This window comes from Dermatophilus congolensis (genome assembly GCF_900447215.1).
Classification (GTDB): Bacteria; Actinomycetota; Actinomycetes; order Actinomycetales; family Dermatophilaceae; genus Dermatophilus; species Dermatophilus congolensis_A.
Map to the genome: position 1 here is coordinate 1449505 of NZ_UFYA01000001.1, position 14323 is coordinate 1463827.

Genomic DNA, 14323 nt, shown 5'->3' on the forward strand with positions numbered 1-14323 from the left:
GGATGTGTTTTTCGTATTGGATCATCGTTCACTGTCAGGGTTGGTCAGGTTGGGGCGGTTACGATGCGTGAGTTTGGTGGGTTTGTGTTTTGTGGTTGTTGAGGGGGCGTTGTGGTTCAGGTTTCGGTTGATGTGCATCGGCGGTTGAGTAAGTCCGAGCGTCGTGATCATTTGTTGTTGCATGCGCGGGAGGCGTTTTCTGCGCATGGGTATCACAATGCGTCGATGGATGACATTGCTGCGCGGGCGGGGGTGTCCAAGCCGGTGTTGTATCAGCATTTTCCGGGCAAGTTGGATTTGTACCTGGAGTTGTTGGATGAGGCTGCTGAGCATGTGCGGGTGATTTTGGGTCAGGCGTTGGCGCAGGCTGGGCGGGCTGATGAGGTGGTGCGGGCAATGGTGGAGGCGTATTTCGGTTTTGTGACGGAGCCTGCTGGTGGTTTTCGGTTGGTGTATGAGTCGGAGACGTTGAGTGAGGCTGATGCGACGCGGCGGGTGCAGGAGCTGCAGGGGTGGTGTGTCGATGCGATTGCTGAGCGGGTGCGTTCTTTTCGGGATTTGTCGTTGGCTGAGTCGAATGCGGTGGCGACGTCGTTGGTAGGGTTGGCGCAGTTTTCGGCGCGGGCGTGGTTTCGGAATGGGACGTTGTCGCGTTCGGATGCGGTGGATGCGTTTACTCGGATGGCGTGGGGCGGGTTGGCTGGGTTTGTTGGTGACGTGGACTGATGGGCGTTAGGAAGTAGTCTCGTTGTGGAGGGAATTCGGTTTCGGGTTGGTGTGTTGCTGCTCGGGGTGGGTTCTCGTTGGTATTCGTTGTGTATGCCGTTGAGGCGGCGAGGAGGTTTGCTCCATGGAGGTCAAGATTGGTGTTTTGCACACCACTCGTGAGTTGAGTGTTGAGTCGACGTTGTCTCATGAGGAGGTGCAGGCGTTGGTTGACAAGGCTGTCTCGCAGGGGGCTCCGTTGCGTTTGGAGGATGAGAAGGGCCGTGTGGTGGTGGTGCCTGCGGCGACGTTGGGTTATGTGGAGATCGGTAGCCCGCGTAAGGGTGGCGTCGGTTTCGGTATGTTGTGATTTTTTGCCGCCTGCTGGCGGTTTCGTGGGGGCGTCTGGCGTAGCTGGGCGCCCTTTCGCGTGTGTCGGGGGCAGCTACGTTTCGGTGTAGCGCTGTGCCTGCGTAGAATTGTGTCGACATATTCGGTGCCCGGTCGGCATCTTCCTTGTGGAATTCGTTCCTCGTGGTTTTTGTCTTTGGTGGGCCTGCCGTTTGTGGTTGTCGGTCTGCGGGGACGCTGCTTATCGCGTATGCGTGTCGCCATTGGTGTCTGGTCGCTTGTGAGCGCGGCATTGGTGGTGTGACCGCTTGATTGTGAGCTCTGTTGGAGCTTTGTTCGGTGTGTTTCCGCTGTTAGGGGCATGTCGATGATCGTTCTTTTCCGATCGGCCCGATTTCATGCAGGCATGTCGTGTGACGCGAGCGGATGCCGTTGCCGTTTGAAGGTTGTTTGTGATGAGTGACGTGACGGGTGCTGCGGGTACCGATGATGTTGTGACGCCGGATGTTGAGGTGCAGGTAGGGCAGGAGATGCCTGCGTTTGCGGATTTGGATATTCATCCGGATATTGCTGCTTCGTTGGCTGATGCGGGTATTACGCATGCTTTTCCAATTCAGGCGAGTACGTTGCCTGTTGCTTTGGATGGTGGAGACATCATTGGCCAGGCCAAGACTGGTACGGGTAAGACCTTGGGTTTTGGTGTGCCGCTGTTGGATGCGGTGATTACTGAGGCGGATCCGGAGTTTCCGGAGTTGCGGCATCCGGGGCGTCCGCAAGGGCTTGTGGTGGTGCCGACGCGGGAATTGTGTGTGCAGGTGGGTGATGATCTGGATAAGGCGGGTCGTCGTCGGGGTATTCGGGTGGAGCGGATTTATGGTGGGCGGGCGTTTGAGCCGCAGGTTGAGGCGTTGCGTCGTGGGGTGGATGTGGTTGTGGGGACGCCGGGGCGTTTGTTGGATTTGGCTCAGCAGGGGCATTTGCGGCTGACGGAGATCACGGTCGTGGTGCTGGATGAGGCCGATGAGATGTTGGATTTGGGGTTTTTGCCGGATGTAGAGCGGATTTTGGCGCTGACTCCTGGGTCGCGTCAGACGATGTTGTTTTCGGCGACGATGCCTGGCGCTGTGGTGGCGTTGGCGCGTAAGTACATGGATCATGCGACGCATATTCGGGCGCAGTCGACTGGTGATGATCGTGCGACGGTTTCGGCGATTGAGCAGTTTGCGTATCGGGCGCATCCGATGGACAAGGTGGAGATCATTGCTCGGGTGTTGCAGTCGGAGGGTCGCGGGCGTTCGGTGATTTTCACGCGGACGAAGCGGCAGGCGGCGAAGGTGAGTTCGGAGTTGTCTGAGCGTGGGTTTGCTGCTGGGGCGATTCATGGTGATTTGGGGCAGGGTGCGCGTGAGCAGGCGTTGAGGGCGTTCCGTCACGGCAATATTGATGTGTTGGTGGCCACGGATGTAGCTGCGCGCGGTATTGATGTTGATGATGTGACGCATGTGATTAATTTCCAGGCACCGGAGGATGAGAAGACGTATTTGCATCGCACGGGGCGTACTGGGCGTGCGGGGCGTACTGGGCGTGCGATCACGTTGGTGGATTGGGAGGATATGCCTCGGTGGCGCTTGATTGATAAGGCGCTTGAATTGGGTATGCCTGAGCCGGTGGAAACGTATTCGAGTTCGGATCATTTGTTTTCGGATCAGGATATTGAGCCGGGTACGAAGGGACGTTTGCCTAAGGACAAGCGTTTGTTGGCTGGTTTGTCGGCTGAGGTTGTTGAGGATTTGGGTGAGCCTTCGCGCGGTCACGGTAGGGGGGCTGGCCGTGCTGCCGGTCGGGGGCGTGCTCGTGGTCGCGGTGGGGCAGCTGGGCGGGTTTCGCGTGCGTCTGATTCTGTGAGTGATCGGAGTGATTCTGCTGGTGGTTCGGGTAGGCCGCGTCGTCAGCGCAGGCGGCGTCGAACGCGGGGTGGGGCTTCTGGGGACGCACCTTCGGGTGAGTGATGTGGATGTGTGCACACGGGCTGATGGCGTAGTTGTGTCTGTCTAGAGGGATTTTCGTGGGGATGGATTTTGTTTTTCCCACATAGTTGAACATGCGTCCAGCATCTGCGGTAGTTTTGTTTCTGGGACGGCTTTTTTGCGCTGTTTCTTCCACGTGCATTAACTGATGTCATTCTGTCGGTTTATGCAATGGGCTGTGAGATATCGGTTTTCTTATTTTTCACAGTGTTTTTCTGCCGCAGGTGCGGAACCGTGGAGGTTCTGTTGTGCGGTGCGCAGTTCGCGGTGCCGATGGGGGTCGGCCCGTTTTATGACACGACAGGTGGGGGCCTTCATGTCTTTTGGTAGTGATGCTGTTTCGCAGCCTGATGCGGCGCGTGGCGCCGGGGTTGGCGCGAATCGCGTTGTTTTGGCGTCAGCTGTGGTGACGGGTGTTGCCGTTTTGGTTGTGCTGATGGTTGTGGGTCCGTCTCTTGTGGGAGATCCGCGGTTGTTGTTCGCAGCGTTGTTGATTGCTGCTTCGGTGACGGCTGGGACGGTTGCTGTTCGTGATGCATCGGTGTTGCGGTGGCCGTGGCAGCGGTATTGATGTTCTTTCCCCTCCATGTACGCGGCGTGTGCTGACGCGTACGGGTGTGTGGGTGGGGCCCCTCTCCTGCCCACACACTTCCCCTTCGTTGATCACTGTTGGGTGCCCCTCTACCCGGTGGTGATTGCCAGGCGCCCCACCCCCGCCACCTTGCGGGCGCCGCTTGTGTGCCCCGGGCCCTCCCTCGGCCCGGGGCACACGTGTTTATTGGGGGGCGGGCGGTAGCGGGGTAGTTAGGGCTGCAGGATGGGTGTGCCGTGGGCGTGGGCGTTGATGGCTTCAAGGGCCTGGGGGGTGGTGGTGTGATCGCCGAGTCGGTTGGTTTTGCCGGTTCCGTGGTAGTCGCTGGAGCCGGTGGCGATGAGGCCGAGTTGTGTGGCTAGGTCGAGAGCGTGTGTGGCTTGTTCGGGGGTGTGATCGAGGTGGTGGGCTTCGATTCCAAGTAGGCCAGTGTCGGTGAGTTCTTCGATGATGTCGTCGGTAACGGGGCGGCCACGGCGCTTGGTGGCGAAGGGGTGGGCAATGATGGGCACTCCGCCGGCGTCGCGGATGAGGTGGATGGCTTCGCTGGGGGATATGGATTCGTAGGGCACGTGGTAGGGGGATCCGTCGTGGAGGTATCGGCGGAATGCTTCGTCGCGGTTGGGGACGATGCGAGCGCGTATGAGTGCGTCGGCGATGTGGGGGCGTCCGATGGTGGTGGTGTCGTCGATGTGGCTGCTTATGTCGTTCCAGGTGATGGGTAGGTCGTTGGCGAGGCGTTCAACGATGCGTTGGGCGCGGTTTTCGCGGGAGTTGCGGGCGCGTTCGAGTGCGTTGAGGAGGCCGGTGTGGTGGGGGTTGTGGAGGTAGCCGAGCATGTGGATGTTGATTCCGTTGGTGCTGGTTGAAACTTCGATGCCTCGTACGAGGGTGATTTTGTTGTTGGTGGCAGCGGTGGCGGCTTCGTCCCAGCCGTTGGTGGTGTCGTGGTCGGTGATGGCAATGACGTCCAGTCCGGCGCGGCAGGCGTTTTCGATAAGTTGGGTGGGTGTGTCGGTGCCGTCTGATGCGGTCGAGTGGGCGTGGAGGTCGATGCGCATATCTTCGAGATTACGCGGGGTGTGCATACAGTTGCTGGTTGGTTCGTTGCGGGGCAGGGACGGTAGGTTGCTCAGTGGCCATTAGGCTGTGCACATGGCTGATCACTTTGATGTTGTTGTTCTTGGAGCCGGCCCTGGTGGGTATGTGGCGGCTATTCGCGCGGCTCAGCTGGGTAAGTCGGTCGCGGTTATTGAGAAGAAGTATTGGGGTGGTGTTTGCCTCAACGTTGGTTGTATCCCCAGCAAGGCGTTGCTGAAGAACGCTGAGTTGGCGCACACGCTGACCAAGGAGAAGAAGAAGTACGGGATTGAGGGCGACGCGACGATGTCGTTCGGCCCGACGCACAAGCGTTCTCGTCAGGTAAGTGCAGGCATCGTTAAGGGTGTCCACTTCCTGATGAAGAAGAACAAGATCACGGAGATTGATGGGTGGGGCACGCTGCAGGCGGGCAACACGATTTCGGTGGAGGCTGAGGATGGCTCCACGCGTGAGGTTACGTACGGTGACTTGATCATTGCCACTGGTGCGACGGTGCGCACGATGGGCATTGAGCTGAGTAAGAACGTGGTCAGCTACGAGGAGCAGATCCTCGATGAGAACTTGCCTAAGAGCATCATCATCGGTGGTTCTGGTGCGATTGGTGTCGAGTTCGCTTACGTGATGGCGAACTTCGGTGTCGATGTGACGATTGTGGAGTTCGTGGACCGTATGGTTCCGACCGAGGATGCTGACGTCTCTAAGGAACTGGCGCGTCACTACAAGAAGCTCGGCGTGAAGGTTATGACGGGCACCAAGGTCGAGTCTGTGGAAGACACAGGTTCGGGTGTGAAGGTGACGGTTTCGCCGGCTGCTGGTGGCCAGTCGCAGGTCTTGGAGGCCGAGCGGATGCTGTGTGCGTTCGGTTTTGCTCCGCGCACTGAGGGTTATGGGTTGGAGAACCTTGGTGTCAAGCTTACTGAGCGCGGCGCGATCGAGGTTGATGACTTCATGCGCACGAACGTTGAGCACGTGTATGCCATTGGTGACGTGACGGCGAAGATGATGTTGGCTCACGTTGCTGAGGCGATGGGCATTGTCGCTGCGGAGACCATCGCTGGTGCTGAGACCATGCCGATTGATTACCAGACGATTCCGCGTGCTACTTACTGCCACCCGCAGATCGCTTCGATGGGTCTGTCGGAGCAGCAGGCTAAGGATGCCGGCTACGACGTGAAGACTTCTTCGTTCCCGTTCTCGGCCAACGGTAAGGCGCAGGGTCTTGGTGAGGGTGTTGGTTTCGTGAAGGTGATCGCTGACGCGGCGCACAACGAGATTCTTGGTGTGTCGATGATCGGTCCGGACGTGACTGAGCTTCTGCCTGCGGCGAACGTGGCTGTGCAGTGGGATCTGACTGCTGATGAGGTCAGTCGCACTGTTTTCGCTCACCCGACGTTGGGTGAGGCGCTCAAGGAGGCTATGCACGGTATCGCTGGCCACATGATCAACCTCTGATCTGTCGGTGTTGAAGGCGGCCATTCACTTTTGGTGGGTGGCCGCCTTGGTCATGTTCCGGCGCTGGGGTGGATGTGGATGTGATCATGGGGGTATGGCTGATACGGGAGCATCGTTGGAGTCCGGAGCTGGCGCGCAGCAGTCGGGAGTAAAGAGGGAGCAGGAGGCGGTGTCTGAGCACCGCAGCAGGCCTAAATCGCAGGCGTTTGTTGAGTTCATGGCCTCGGGGTGGGCGCCTCGCCAGGAGTCGTTGCCGCAGTTGGCGGAGTCGGCTCGGTGGGCGGCTGCGCGGCGTGAGGCGTTGTCGGCTGCTTTTCCTGGTGAGCGGTTGGTGATTCCTGCTGGTGGTTTTAAGGTGCGGAACAACGACTGTGATTATCTTTTCCGTCCGCATAGCGCATTCGCGCATATGACTGGTTTGGGGGCGGATCGGGAACCGGATGCGGTATTGGTGTTGGAGCCGCGGGCCGAGGGTGGGCATGAGTCGGTGTTGTATGCGCGGCCGTTGCTACCGCGGGACAGTGAGGCGTCGTTTTCGGATTCGCGGTACGGAGAGTTTTGGGTGGGTGCTGCCCCGACGTTGGAGTCGTTGGCTGCAGAGTTGGGTATGTCGACAGCGCATTTGGATCAGTTTGGTGATGCTGTCGGTAAGGACCTCGGGGCGGTGTCGTTGCGAGTGTTGACCGGTGTTGATCCGGTGATGGATGAGCAGGTGGCGAAGGCTCGTCGGGATAGCGCAGATGCGCAGCTGCTTGAGTCTGCTGCTGAGGTGGATCGCCAGCTGGAAGTGAAGCTGTCGACGATGCGTCTGGTGAAAGACGAGTGGGAGATCAGCCAGATGCGTGAGGCGGTCGCGGCTACGGATACGGCATTTGCGGCGGTGGTGCGTCAGTTCCCGGAGGCGGTGCGCCGTGGTCGTGGTGAGCGCTGGATCGAGGGAACGTTTGGTTTGTATGCGCGGCATGCGGGTAACGGGGTTGGTTATGACTCGATCTGCGCCGCGGGTGACCATGCAAACACGTTGCATTGGATTAAAAACACCGGTGAGGTCCGACAGGGGGATCTGGTGTTGATTGATGCCGGTGTGGAGGTTGATTCGCTCTTTACTGCGGATATCACACGGACTTTGCCGGTGAATGGGCGGTTTTCTCCTGCGCAGCGGAAAGTCTATGAGGCTGTGTTGGAGGCGCAAGAAGCGGGTATCGCCGCGGCTAAGCCGGGGGCAACGTTCAAGGATGTGCATGAGGCAGCGATCGCGGTGATCGCTAGGTATTGCGAGCAGTGGGGTTTGTTGCCTGAGGGAGTGAATGCGCAGCGCAGTTTGCAGCCAGATGGCCAGTGGCATCGTCGTTGGATGGTGCATGGAACCAGCCACCATTTGGGTCTGGATGTGCATGACTGTCAGCAGGCATTGCGTGAGGACTATATGGACGGCACCCTCGTGCCGGGCATGGTCTTGACGGTGGAGCCGGGGTTGTATTTCAAGGCTGATGACGAGTTGGTTCCCGAAGAGTTCCGTGGGGTTGGTGCGCGGATCGAAGATGACATTGTTATCACTGCTGAGGGATGCGAAAGCCTGTCGAAGTTGCCGCGTTCGGTGGATGAGGTTGAGGCCTGGATGGCTCCTCTTCTAGCTGGAGATGCGTGATCGGCGGGTTTATTCCGTTGTGGAATCGTTGAGTGGTTTTGAGTGTTGAACGGGTCGTCGGCGTCGCTGTTGCGGTGTTCGTGTCTATGCTCGTGCCGCGCGGGCACGGGTGGGTGACGTGTTTGTGGCCGTGACGCCGCCGCTTGTTTGCCTTTGTTATTGACCACGCTTTTGCCTTGAGAACAGGACGGATATTTATGTCGCAACAGCCTTCTGCAGGTCAGGAGATCCTCAATCTTGAGTTCCCTCAGTCGTTGGCGTTGTTCGACCGGTATGCGGATGCGCAGAAGGCCGTGGATTTTTTGTCTGATGAGCAGTTCCCGGTGCAGAACGTGATGATTGTGGGTACGGACTTGCGTCAGGTGGAGCGAGTGACTGGGCGTTTGACGTGGCCGAAGGTGCTTGGTGGTGGTGTCCTGTCGGGCATGTGGATGGGTTTGTTTGTCGGGTTGATTTTGTCGATGTTTGAGGGTGGGGCGACGTTGGGTTTGATCGGTATGGCTGTGGGGGCTGGGGCGGTTTTCGGTTTTATTTGGGCAGGTCTGGGATATTCGATGTCTCGTGGTCGGCGTGATTTCACGTCGGTGAGCCAGGTTGTGGCCACGAAGTATGAGCTGTTGGTTGAGCATCGGGCCTTTGGTGAGGCGCAGGCGTTGTTGTCGAAGATGGATGGTGTGCGGGGCGCTTTGGTTACTGCTGGGGAGCCTAAGCGTGTGCAGGCTCGCCCAAATCCGTTTGAGGGGATGTACGGGCAGAAGATTGATGCCTCGAAGCCGGTCGCGTCGAGTGATTCGGCGCAGCCTGCTGCGGGATCGTCGGCGGATTCTCCAGGTGCTGATGACACATCAGCTAAGTGAGGTTGAGGGGCTGGTCTTACGGGGCTGGCCCCTTGGCGTGGGTGGTGGCGTGGTTTAAGGGGTGGTGTCGTTTTCGAGGGCGGTGATGGCCTCGGCGAGGGTGAGTGTGCGGCGGGCGGCATCGACGTGAAGTTGTTCGATCATGCGGCCGTTGTGGGTGGCGATGCCAGCTCCGTCGGCGGCGTCCCAGGCATCGATGATGGCGTGTGCTTGTTCGATGTGTGCGGGAGTGGGGCTGAAGATTTCGTTGGCTGCCGCGATGTGATTGGGGTGGATGAGTGTTTTGCCGTCGAATCCCATCTGGCGTGCCATCGTTGCTTCGGTTACGAAGCCGTCGTGGTCGTGAATGTTGTTGTGGACGGCATCGAGAATTGCGATTTTCGCGGCGCGGGCTGCCAGCACTGCCCAGGACATGGCTGCCATGAGCGGGGCGCGGCCGGGGATGTCTTCGGCGTGGAGTTCTTTAATGAGGTCGTTTGACCCCATGACGAGGGCGTGCAGGCGTGGGGATGCGGTAGCGATGCTGGGTGCGTTGAGCACTCCGAGTGGGGTTTCACACATGGCCCAGATCGCGGTGGTGGGTTGGGCGTGTGCTGCTTCGAGAGCGGCGCAAATGGCGTGGATTTCTTCGGCGGTGTTGATTTTGGGGATGGCGATGGCGTCGGGGGCGGCGGCTGCTGCGGCAGCGATGTCGTCGTGGTGCCAGGGTGTGTTGATTGCGTTGACGCGGATGATCAGTTCACGGCGTCCGTATTTTCCTGACTGTGTGGCGGCGCAGGCTGCTTCGCGGGCAGCTGGTTTGTTTTCTGGTGCGACGGCGTCTTCGAGGTCGAAGATGATGCTGTCGCAGGGCAGAGTGGTTGCTTTTTCCAGTGCGCGGGGGTTGGAGGCGGGCATGTAGAGCACTGACCGGCGTGGCCGCAGGGTGGGTTCGGGTGTTGTCGCCATGTGGGGGCGGCCTTTCGTTGACCGAGTTTCGTTGTGGGGGTGTCTAGTCAGGTTATCGGTATCGCGGGGGTGTCTTTGGTGAAGTGAGGTGTTTCCTTGCGTGGGTGAGGAAGCTGGATACGCTGGGGTTTTACCCCGAGCCGCTCAGACAGCAGAACAGTAAAGGTGAGGAATGTTACTGACGGGTGTGTCGGTTTTGATGGGTGGCGCAGTGGCTGCTGGAGGTGCTGGCGGCGGGATGACGCAGTGGATTGTCGGCATCATGGAGGCGTTGGGGGCGCCAGGGGCTGGGCTTCTTGTTGCGTTGGAGAATGTTTTTCCGCCGATTCCCAGTGAGGTGATTTTGCCGTTGGCTGGTTTCACTGCCAGTCAGGGCACGTTGTCACTGATGTCAGCGATTGTGTGGACTTCTGTCGGTTCGCTGGTTGGGGCGTGGGCGCTGTATGCGCTGGGTGTGGTTCTCGGGCGAGATCGGTTGTTCCGTTTTTTTGACTGGATGCCGTTGGTGGATGTTGAGGACATTGAGAAGGCTGAGGCGTGGTTTAACCGGTATGGCTATTCGGTGGTGTTTTTTGGCCGGATGCTTCCTCTTATTCGCAGTCTCATTTCGATTCCGGCTGGTTTGTCGCGGATGCCGTTGCTGCAGTTTTCTGTGTTCTCGCTGGTGGGTAGCGCCTTGTGGAATTCGGTGTTGATTTATGCCGGGTTCGCGTTGGGTGAGAGGTGGGATCAGGTAGAGCAGTACGTGGGGTATCTGCAGTATGTGGTGATCGCTGCGATTGTGGCTTTCATTGGCTGGTATTTGGTGCGGTATTTCCGTAAGCATCGCGCTGATGGGAATGTGTGAGGGTGTCTGTTGTTGGAGTGCGTGGTGTAGCTACCAGTGGCGGTGTGGTTGCTGCTGGTGCGTGCCTTCGTGGTGACCGGTATCGCGTGCTGCTGCCTGTCTCCGTGAACGAACCGTGCCCTCGTCGTCGTTACTCTGGTTGTTGTGCCCTCGAACACACGCGTTTTCGTCGCCCGCCTCGTCGGTCTTTCCGTTTTTGACCCTATCGGTGATCAGGTCGGTATCGTCCGTGACGTCATCGTCATGTTCAGCGCCGCACGGCGACATCCGCGCGCCGTGGGTCTTGTGGTGGAAGTGCCTGGTCGGCGGCGCGTGTTCATGCCGATGACACGCGTCACCTCGATGGATGCTGGGCAGATCATCTCTACCGGCCTGGTGAATTTGCGGCGTTTTGAGCAGCGCAGCGGTGAGGTCATGGTTGTTGCTGAGCTTTTTGACCGGACGGTTACGGCTCGTGAGCCAGGGGCTGACCCGTATTCGGCGATCATCGAAGACATCGCGATCGAGAAGGTTCGCGCCAGGGAATGGACGATCGAGAAAGTTTTTGTCCGCAAAGTTCCTAAAGGTGGGCAGCGCTCGGGCTTTGGGGAGTCCCTGGGGCTGCGGCGTCGGCGTGGTGAAACGTTGCTGCTGGACATTGATCAGGTCGCTGGATTGCGAGCGCTGGCGGTGAATCAGGGGGCTGATCTGCTTCTTGAGGGTTATGACGATGTCAAGGCTGCGGACTTGGCGGAGATGATTCGTGAGTTGAAGCCGTTGCGGCGGGTGCAGGTGGCTTCGGCGCTTCCTGATGAAAAGCTCGCGGATGTGTTGGAGGAGCTTCCTGAGGATGATCGGGTTGAGGTGCTTTCTTCGCTTTCTGGTAATCGGGCCGCTGATGTCCTTGAGGCGATGCAGCCTGATGATGCTGCGGATTTGTTGGGTGAGCTGACTCCGGATGCGCAGGAGCGTTATTTGCGTCTTATGGAGCCTGATGATGCTGAGGATCTTCGTCGTCTGTTGGTGTATGAAGAGGACACTGCTGGTGGTTTGATGACGACCGAGCCGCTTATTCTTCCCCCTGAGGCGACGGTGGCTGAAGCGTTGGCGTATGTTCGTCGGCAGGAGATCCCGCCGGCTTTGGCTGCTGCGGTTTTTGTGTGCCGGGCTCCTCAGGAAACTCCGACGGGTAAGTATCTTGGCCTCGTTCATTTTCAGCGTTTGTTACGTGAACCTCCAACGACAGCTATCGGTTCTGCGTTGGATACGGGTATTGAACCTGTTTGTCCTAGTGCCTCTCTTATGGATGTCACGCGGGAGTTGGCGACGTACAACATGATGGCTTTGCCTGTTGCTGACGAGGATGGACATTTGCTTGGGGCGGTGTCCGTTGATGACGTCATCGACAAACTTCTACCTAATGACTGGCGTGACGACCGACACGAGGTGACGCATGGCTGAGCAGAAGCGAACGGCCCGTCTGGACCAGCCGCAGGAGATCCGTGCCGCGTGGCTGCGTCGTCCGAAGATGTTTCGTGAGGGTTCTTTTGGTGTTGCTGCGGAGGGGTTTGCTCGGTTTATGGGCACTCCGCAGTTCCTTGTGTGGATGACGATTTTCTGTGCGGTGTGGCTGGCGTGGAACACGTTTATGCCTGAGGAAGTGCAGTTTGATCCGCGCTCTTTGAACTACACGTTGTTGACGCTTATTTTGTCGCTGCAGGCTTCGTATGCTGCGCCGTTGCTGCTTTTGGCTCAGAATCGCCAGGACGACCGGGACCGGGTCATTGCTGAGCAGGACCGTGCTCGTGATGAACGCAACCTTGCTGACACTGAGTATTTGACTCGGGAGGTGGCTTCACTTCGGATGGCTTTGGGCGAGACGGTAACTCGTGATTATCTGCGCTCTGAGCTGCGTGATCTTCTTGAAGAAATTCGCAGTTTGGATGATGAGGAGTGCGAGAGCGTTCACCGTCGTAAGAAGCGGAAAACGGGTAAGCGTCCTGGTGTTGCGCCCTCGGAGAATTCTCATGGGCACGAGCAGCTCAGTGATGAGGAGCGTGGGTGAGTCGTTCAACGGGGTGAGCTGGCATCGCTAGGGTGGTGGGCATGCCTGTTCCCTCTCCTGAACAACTCATGGACGCGCTTTCACGCGTCGAAGACCCTGAGATTCACCGCCCGATCACCGAGCTCGGCATGGTCGAGAACATTTCGGTAGATGATGCAGGCGTCGTCACCACCACTATTTTGCTCACCGTGGCGGGATGCCCGTTGCAGTCCACGATTGAGAAGGAAGCCACTGAGGCGCTTTTGGCGTTGGAGGGCGTCACTTCGGTGTCGGTGACTCTGGGTGTGATGAATGATCAGCAGCGCAAAGATCTGGGCGCCAAGCTGCGTGGTGGCAAAACCGAGCGGGAGAATCCGTTCGCTCGGCCCGATAACTTGACCCGCATTTATGCGATTGCTTCTGGTAAGGGGGGTGTGGGGAAGTCGTCAGTGACGACCAACCTTGCTGCGGCGATGGCCAAGCAGGGCTTGAAGGTTGGCGTGCTCGATGCGGACATTTACGGTTTTTCGGTGCCGCGCATGATGGGGGTTTCTTACGCTCCTACGCAGGTTGATGACATGATCATGCCTCCGGAGGCTCATGGTGTGAAGGTCATGAGTGTGGGCATGTTTGTGCCTGAAGGGCAGCCTGTGGTGTGGCGTGGCCCGATGCTCCACCGGGCTATCCAACAGTTCCTCGCGGACGTGTATTGGGGTGACCTGGATGCCTTGTTGTTGGATCTTCCTCCGGGTACCGGTGATGTTGCTATTTCGATTGGGCAGCTTCTACCCAACGCTGAGATCGTGGTGGTGACCACGCCGCAGAGCGCTGCGGCTGAGGTGGCCGAGCGTGCTGGGTCGATCGCGGCTCAAACGAATCAGCGGGTTGTGGGCGTCGTTGAGAATATGGCGTGGCTACAGATGCCTGACGGTAGCCGAAATGAGATTTTTGGCTCTGGAGGTGGCGCTACAGTGGCTGCTTCGCTGTCGGCCATTATGGGTGCTGAGGTTCCTCTGTTGGGTCAGGTTCCGATTGATGTGGCCCTGCGTGAGGGCGGGGACGCAGGTGCCCCGGTGGCGGTGTGTGCGCCAGATTCTCCTGCGGGTGCAGAACTGACCAAGATCGCTACCACCTTGGCTACCAGGGCCAGGGGTCTGGCTGGGCGCAAGCTTGGTGTTTCTGTGACGCCTCACTAAGCACGGTTGCTGGGCTGCGGGGTGTGGTGCCGAACGGTTGTTTGTTCGGCACCACACCCCCGCAGGTTTATGTGGCTTCGTTATCGAAGGGTGTGGGGCGATTCGGGTCGAAAGTCACTGAACGCACTGGAGTGCGGATTACGGCTTCTTCGAGCGGGGTGTCTTTCTGCTCACCGGTTTCTAGGAGGGCTTCACGCACGATACGGCGCGGGTCGTATTGGCGCGGGTCGTAGCTTTTCCAGTCGATGTCATCGAATTCTGGGCCCATTTGCTCGCGCAGCTGGTTTTTCGCCCCATCAGCGAACTGCTGCACCGAACGAACCCATTCACGTAGTTTCGCGGCATAGCCTGGCAGGCGTTCTGGGCCAATAAGCAGCATGGCTAGCACGAAGATGATGATGAATTCCCACCCGTTGATGGTGATCAGCTCCTTCGTGGCTATACCGGCGCGCGGCAATGACTGCGTGAGTCAGTACCGCTAGTTGCTCATAACCTACTGTGCGTACACACGGCATTGCTCTGGCAGGACACGTCACTGCACCGCATCCTGCCAGAGCAAAACAGTACTCTTCACCG

The 14323-nt window shown here is 58.6% G+C and carries 14 protein-coding genes; 11 read left to right on the top strand and 3 right to left on the bottom strand.

The genetic code is table 11. The annotated features are described in order from the left end of the window. The first annotated feature begins 111 nt into the window (after window positions 1-111). The 4 genes from DXZ77_RS06200 to DXZ77_RS11765 all read left to right on the top strand — a co-directional run bounded on the left by DXZ77_RS06200 (window position 112) and on the right by DXZ77_RS11765 (window position 3654). Window positions 112-726 (top strand): TetR/AcrR family transcriptional regulator, encoded by a 615-nt coding sequence (locus DXZ77_RS06200; RefSeq protein ID WP_115030773.1) that lies wholly within the window; start codon window positions 112-114, stop codon window positions 724-726. Window positions 727-850: 124 nt separating this feature from the next. Further along, window positions 851-1075, top strand: a complete 225-nt coding sequence (locus tag DXZ77_RS06205) for a DUF3107 domain-containing protein (RefSeq protein ID WP_028326469.1) — start codon at window positions 851-853, stop codon at window positions 1073-1075. A 436-nt stretch (window positions 1076-1511) separates the two neighbouring features. Next, a complete protein-coding gene (locus tag DXZ77_RS06210; RefSeq protein WP_115030775.1) occupies window positions 1512-3065 on the top strand; it encodes a DEAD/DEAH box helicase in 1554 nt (517 codons plus the stop codon). A 310-nt stretch (window positions 3066-3375) separates the two neighbouring features. Next, window positions 3376-3654, top strand: a complete 279-nt coding sequence (locus DXZ77_RS11765) for a hypothetical protein (RefSeq protein ID WP_147279209.1) — start codon at window positions 3376-3378, stop codon at window positions 3652-3654. 233 nt (window positions 3655-3887) lie between these two features. Here DXZ77_RS11765 and DXZ77_RS06220 read toward each other — a convergent pair whose 3' ends face one another. Continuing rightward, on the bottom strand, window positions 3888-4763 hold the full coding sequence (locus tag DXZ77_RS06220; protein ID WP_258553174.1) for a PHP domain-containing protein: 876 nt from the start codon (window positions 4761-4763) through the stop codon (window positions 3888-3890). A 67-nt stretch (window positions 4764-4830) separates the two neighbouring features. On the opposite strand from DXZ77_RS06220, the gene lpdA reads away from it, so the two are divergent. The 3 genes from lpdA to DXZ77_RS06235 all read left to right on the top strand — a co-directional run bounded on the left by lpdA (window position 4831) and on the right by DXZ77_RS06235 (window position 8733). After that, window positions 4831-6228, top strand: coding sequence for a dihydrolipoyl dehydrogenase (gene lpdA, locus DXZ77_RS06225; protein ID WP_028326473.1), 1398 nt, complete (start codon window positions 4831-4833; stop codon window positions 6226-6228). Window positions 6229-6322: 94 nt separating this feature from the next. Next, window positions 6323-7876, top strand: a complete 1554-nt coding sequence (locus DXZ77_RS06230; RefSeq protein ID WP_115030779.1) for an aminopeptidase P family protein — start codon at window positions 6323-6325, stop codon at window positions 7874-7876. Window positions 7877-8073: 197 nt separating this feature from the next. Next, a complete protein-coding gene (locus DXZ77_RS06235; protein ID WP_181816052.1) occupies window positions 8074-8733 on the top strand; it encodes a YflT domain-containing protein in 660 nt (219 codons plus the stop codon). Between the two features lie 54 nt (window positions 8734-8787). On the opposite strand, the gene DXZ77_RS06240 is transcribed toward DXZ77_RS06235, so the two are convergent. Next, the gene (locus DXZ77_RS06240) at window positions 8788-9681 is read right to left on the bottom strand and encodes an HpcH/HpaI aldolase/citrate lyase family protein (protein WP_115030781.1); all 894 of its coding nucleotides are present in this window, start codon (window positions 9679-9681) and stop codon (window positions 8788-8790) included. 172 nt (window positions 9682-9853) lie between these two features. Between DXZ77_RS06240 and DXZ77_RS06245 the strand changes: the two genes are divergently transcribed. From DXZ77_RS06245 to DXZ77_RS06260, 4 genes are all read left to right on the top strand, one after another. Continuing rightward, complete coding sequence (locus DXZ77_RS06245) at window positions 9854-10528, top strand: DedA family protein (protein WP_243888731.1); 675 nt, start codon at window positions 9854-9856, stop codon at window positions 10526-10528. Window positions 10529-10672: 144 nt separating this feature from the next. Continuing rightward, entirely contained in the window at window positions 10673-11968 is a 1296-nt protein-coding gene (locus DXZ77_RS06250) for a magnesium transporter MgtE N-terminal domain-containing protein (RefSeq protein WP_028326477.1), read from the top strand. Beyond that, window positions 11961-12572: a DUF1003 domain-containing protein gene (locus DXZ77_RS06255; RefSeq protein WP_084440838.1), complete on the top strand. Its 612-nt coding sequence runs from the start codon at window positions 11961-11963 to the stop codon at window positions 12570-12572. Before DXZ77_RS06250 ends, DXZ77_RS06255 begins: the two co-directional genes overlap by 8 nt. Window positions 12573-12613: 41 nt before the next feature. Next, window positions 12614-13747 (top strand): Mrp/NBP35 family ATP-binding protein, encoded by a 1134-nt coding sequence (locus DXZ77_RS06260; protein ID WP_115030783.1) that lies wholly within the window; start codon window positions 12614-12616, stop codon window positions 13745-13747. A 67-nt stretch (window positions 13748-13814) separates the two neighbouring features. On the opposite strand, the gene DXZ77_RS06265 is transcribed toward DXZ77_RS06260, so the two are convergent. Further along, complete coding sequence (locus DXZ77_RS06265) at window positions 13815-14204, bottom strand: twin-arginine translocase TatA/TatE family subunit (protein ID WP_306746788.1); 390 nt, start codon at window positions 14202-14204, stop codon at window positions 13815-13817. Window positions 14205-14323 lie beyond the last annotated feature (119 nt).

What these genes read in the sequence shown, in the direction of transcription:
- DXZ77_RS06205 (WP_028326469.1), top strand. Translation starts at nt 851, where the DNA reads ATGGAGGTCAAGATTGGTGTTTTGCACACCACTCGTGAGTTGAGTGTT.
- DXZ77_RS06210 (WP_115030775.1), top strand. Translation starts at nt 1,512, where the DNA reads ATGAGTGACGTGACGGGTGCTGCGGGTACCGATGATGTTGTGACGCCG.
- DXZ77_RS11765 (WP_147279209.1), top strand. Translation starts at nt 3,376, where the DNA reads ATGACACGACAGGTGGGGGCCTTCATGTCTTTTGGTAGTGATGCTGTT.
- DXZ77_RS06220 (WP_258553174.1), bottom strand. Translation starts at nt 4,763, where the DNA reads ATGCACACCCCGCGTAATCTCGAAGATATGCGCATCGACCTCCACGCC.
- lpdA (WP_028326473.1), top strand. Translation starts at nt 4,831, where the DNA reads ATGGCTGATCACTTTGATGTTGTTGTTCTTGGAGCCGGCCCTGGTGGG.
- DXZ77_RS06230 (WP_115030779.1), top strand. Translation starts at nt 6,323, where the DNA reads ATGGCTGATACGGGAGCATCGTTGGAGTCCGGAGCTGGCGCGCAGCAG.
- DXZ77_RS06235 (WP_181816052.1), top strand. Translation starts at nt 8,074, where the DNA reads ATGTCGCAACAGCCTTCTGCAGGTCAGGAGATCCTCAATCTTGAGTTC.
- DXZ77_RS06240 (WP_115030781.1), bottom strand. Translation starts at nt 9,681, where the DNA reads ATGGCGACAACACCCGAACCCACCCTGCGGCCACGCCGGTCAGTGCTC.
- DXZ77_RS06245 (WP_243888731.1), top strand. Translation starts at nt 9,854, where the DNA reads ATGTTACTGACGGGTGTGTCGGTTTTGATGGGTGGCGCAGTGGCTGCT.
- DXZ77_RS06255 (WP_084440838.1), top strand. Translation starts at nt 11,961, where the DNA reads ATGGCTGAGCAGAAGCGAACGGCCCGTCTGGACCAGCCGCAGGAGATC.
- DXZ77_RS06260 (WP_115030783.1), top strand. Translation starts at nt 12,614, where the DNA reads ATGCCTGTTCCCTCTCCTGAACAACTCATGGACGCGCTTTCACGCGTC.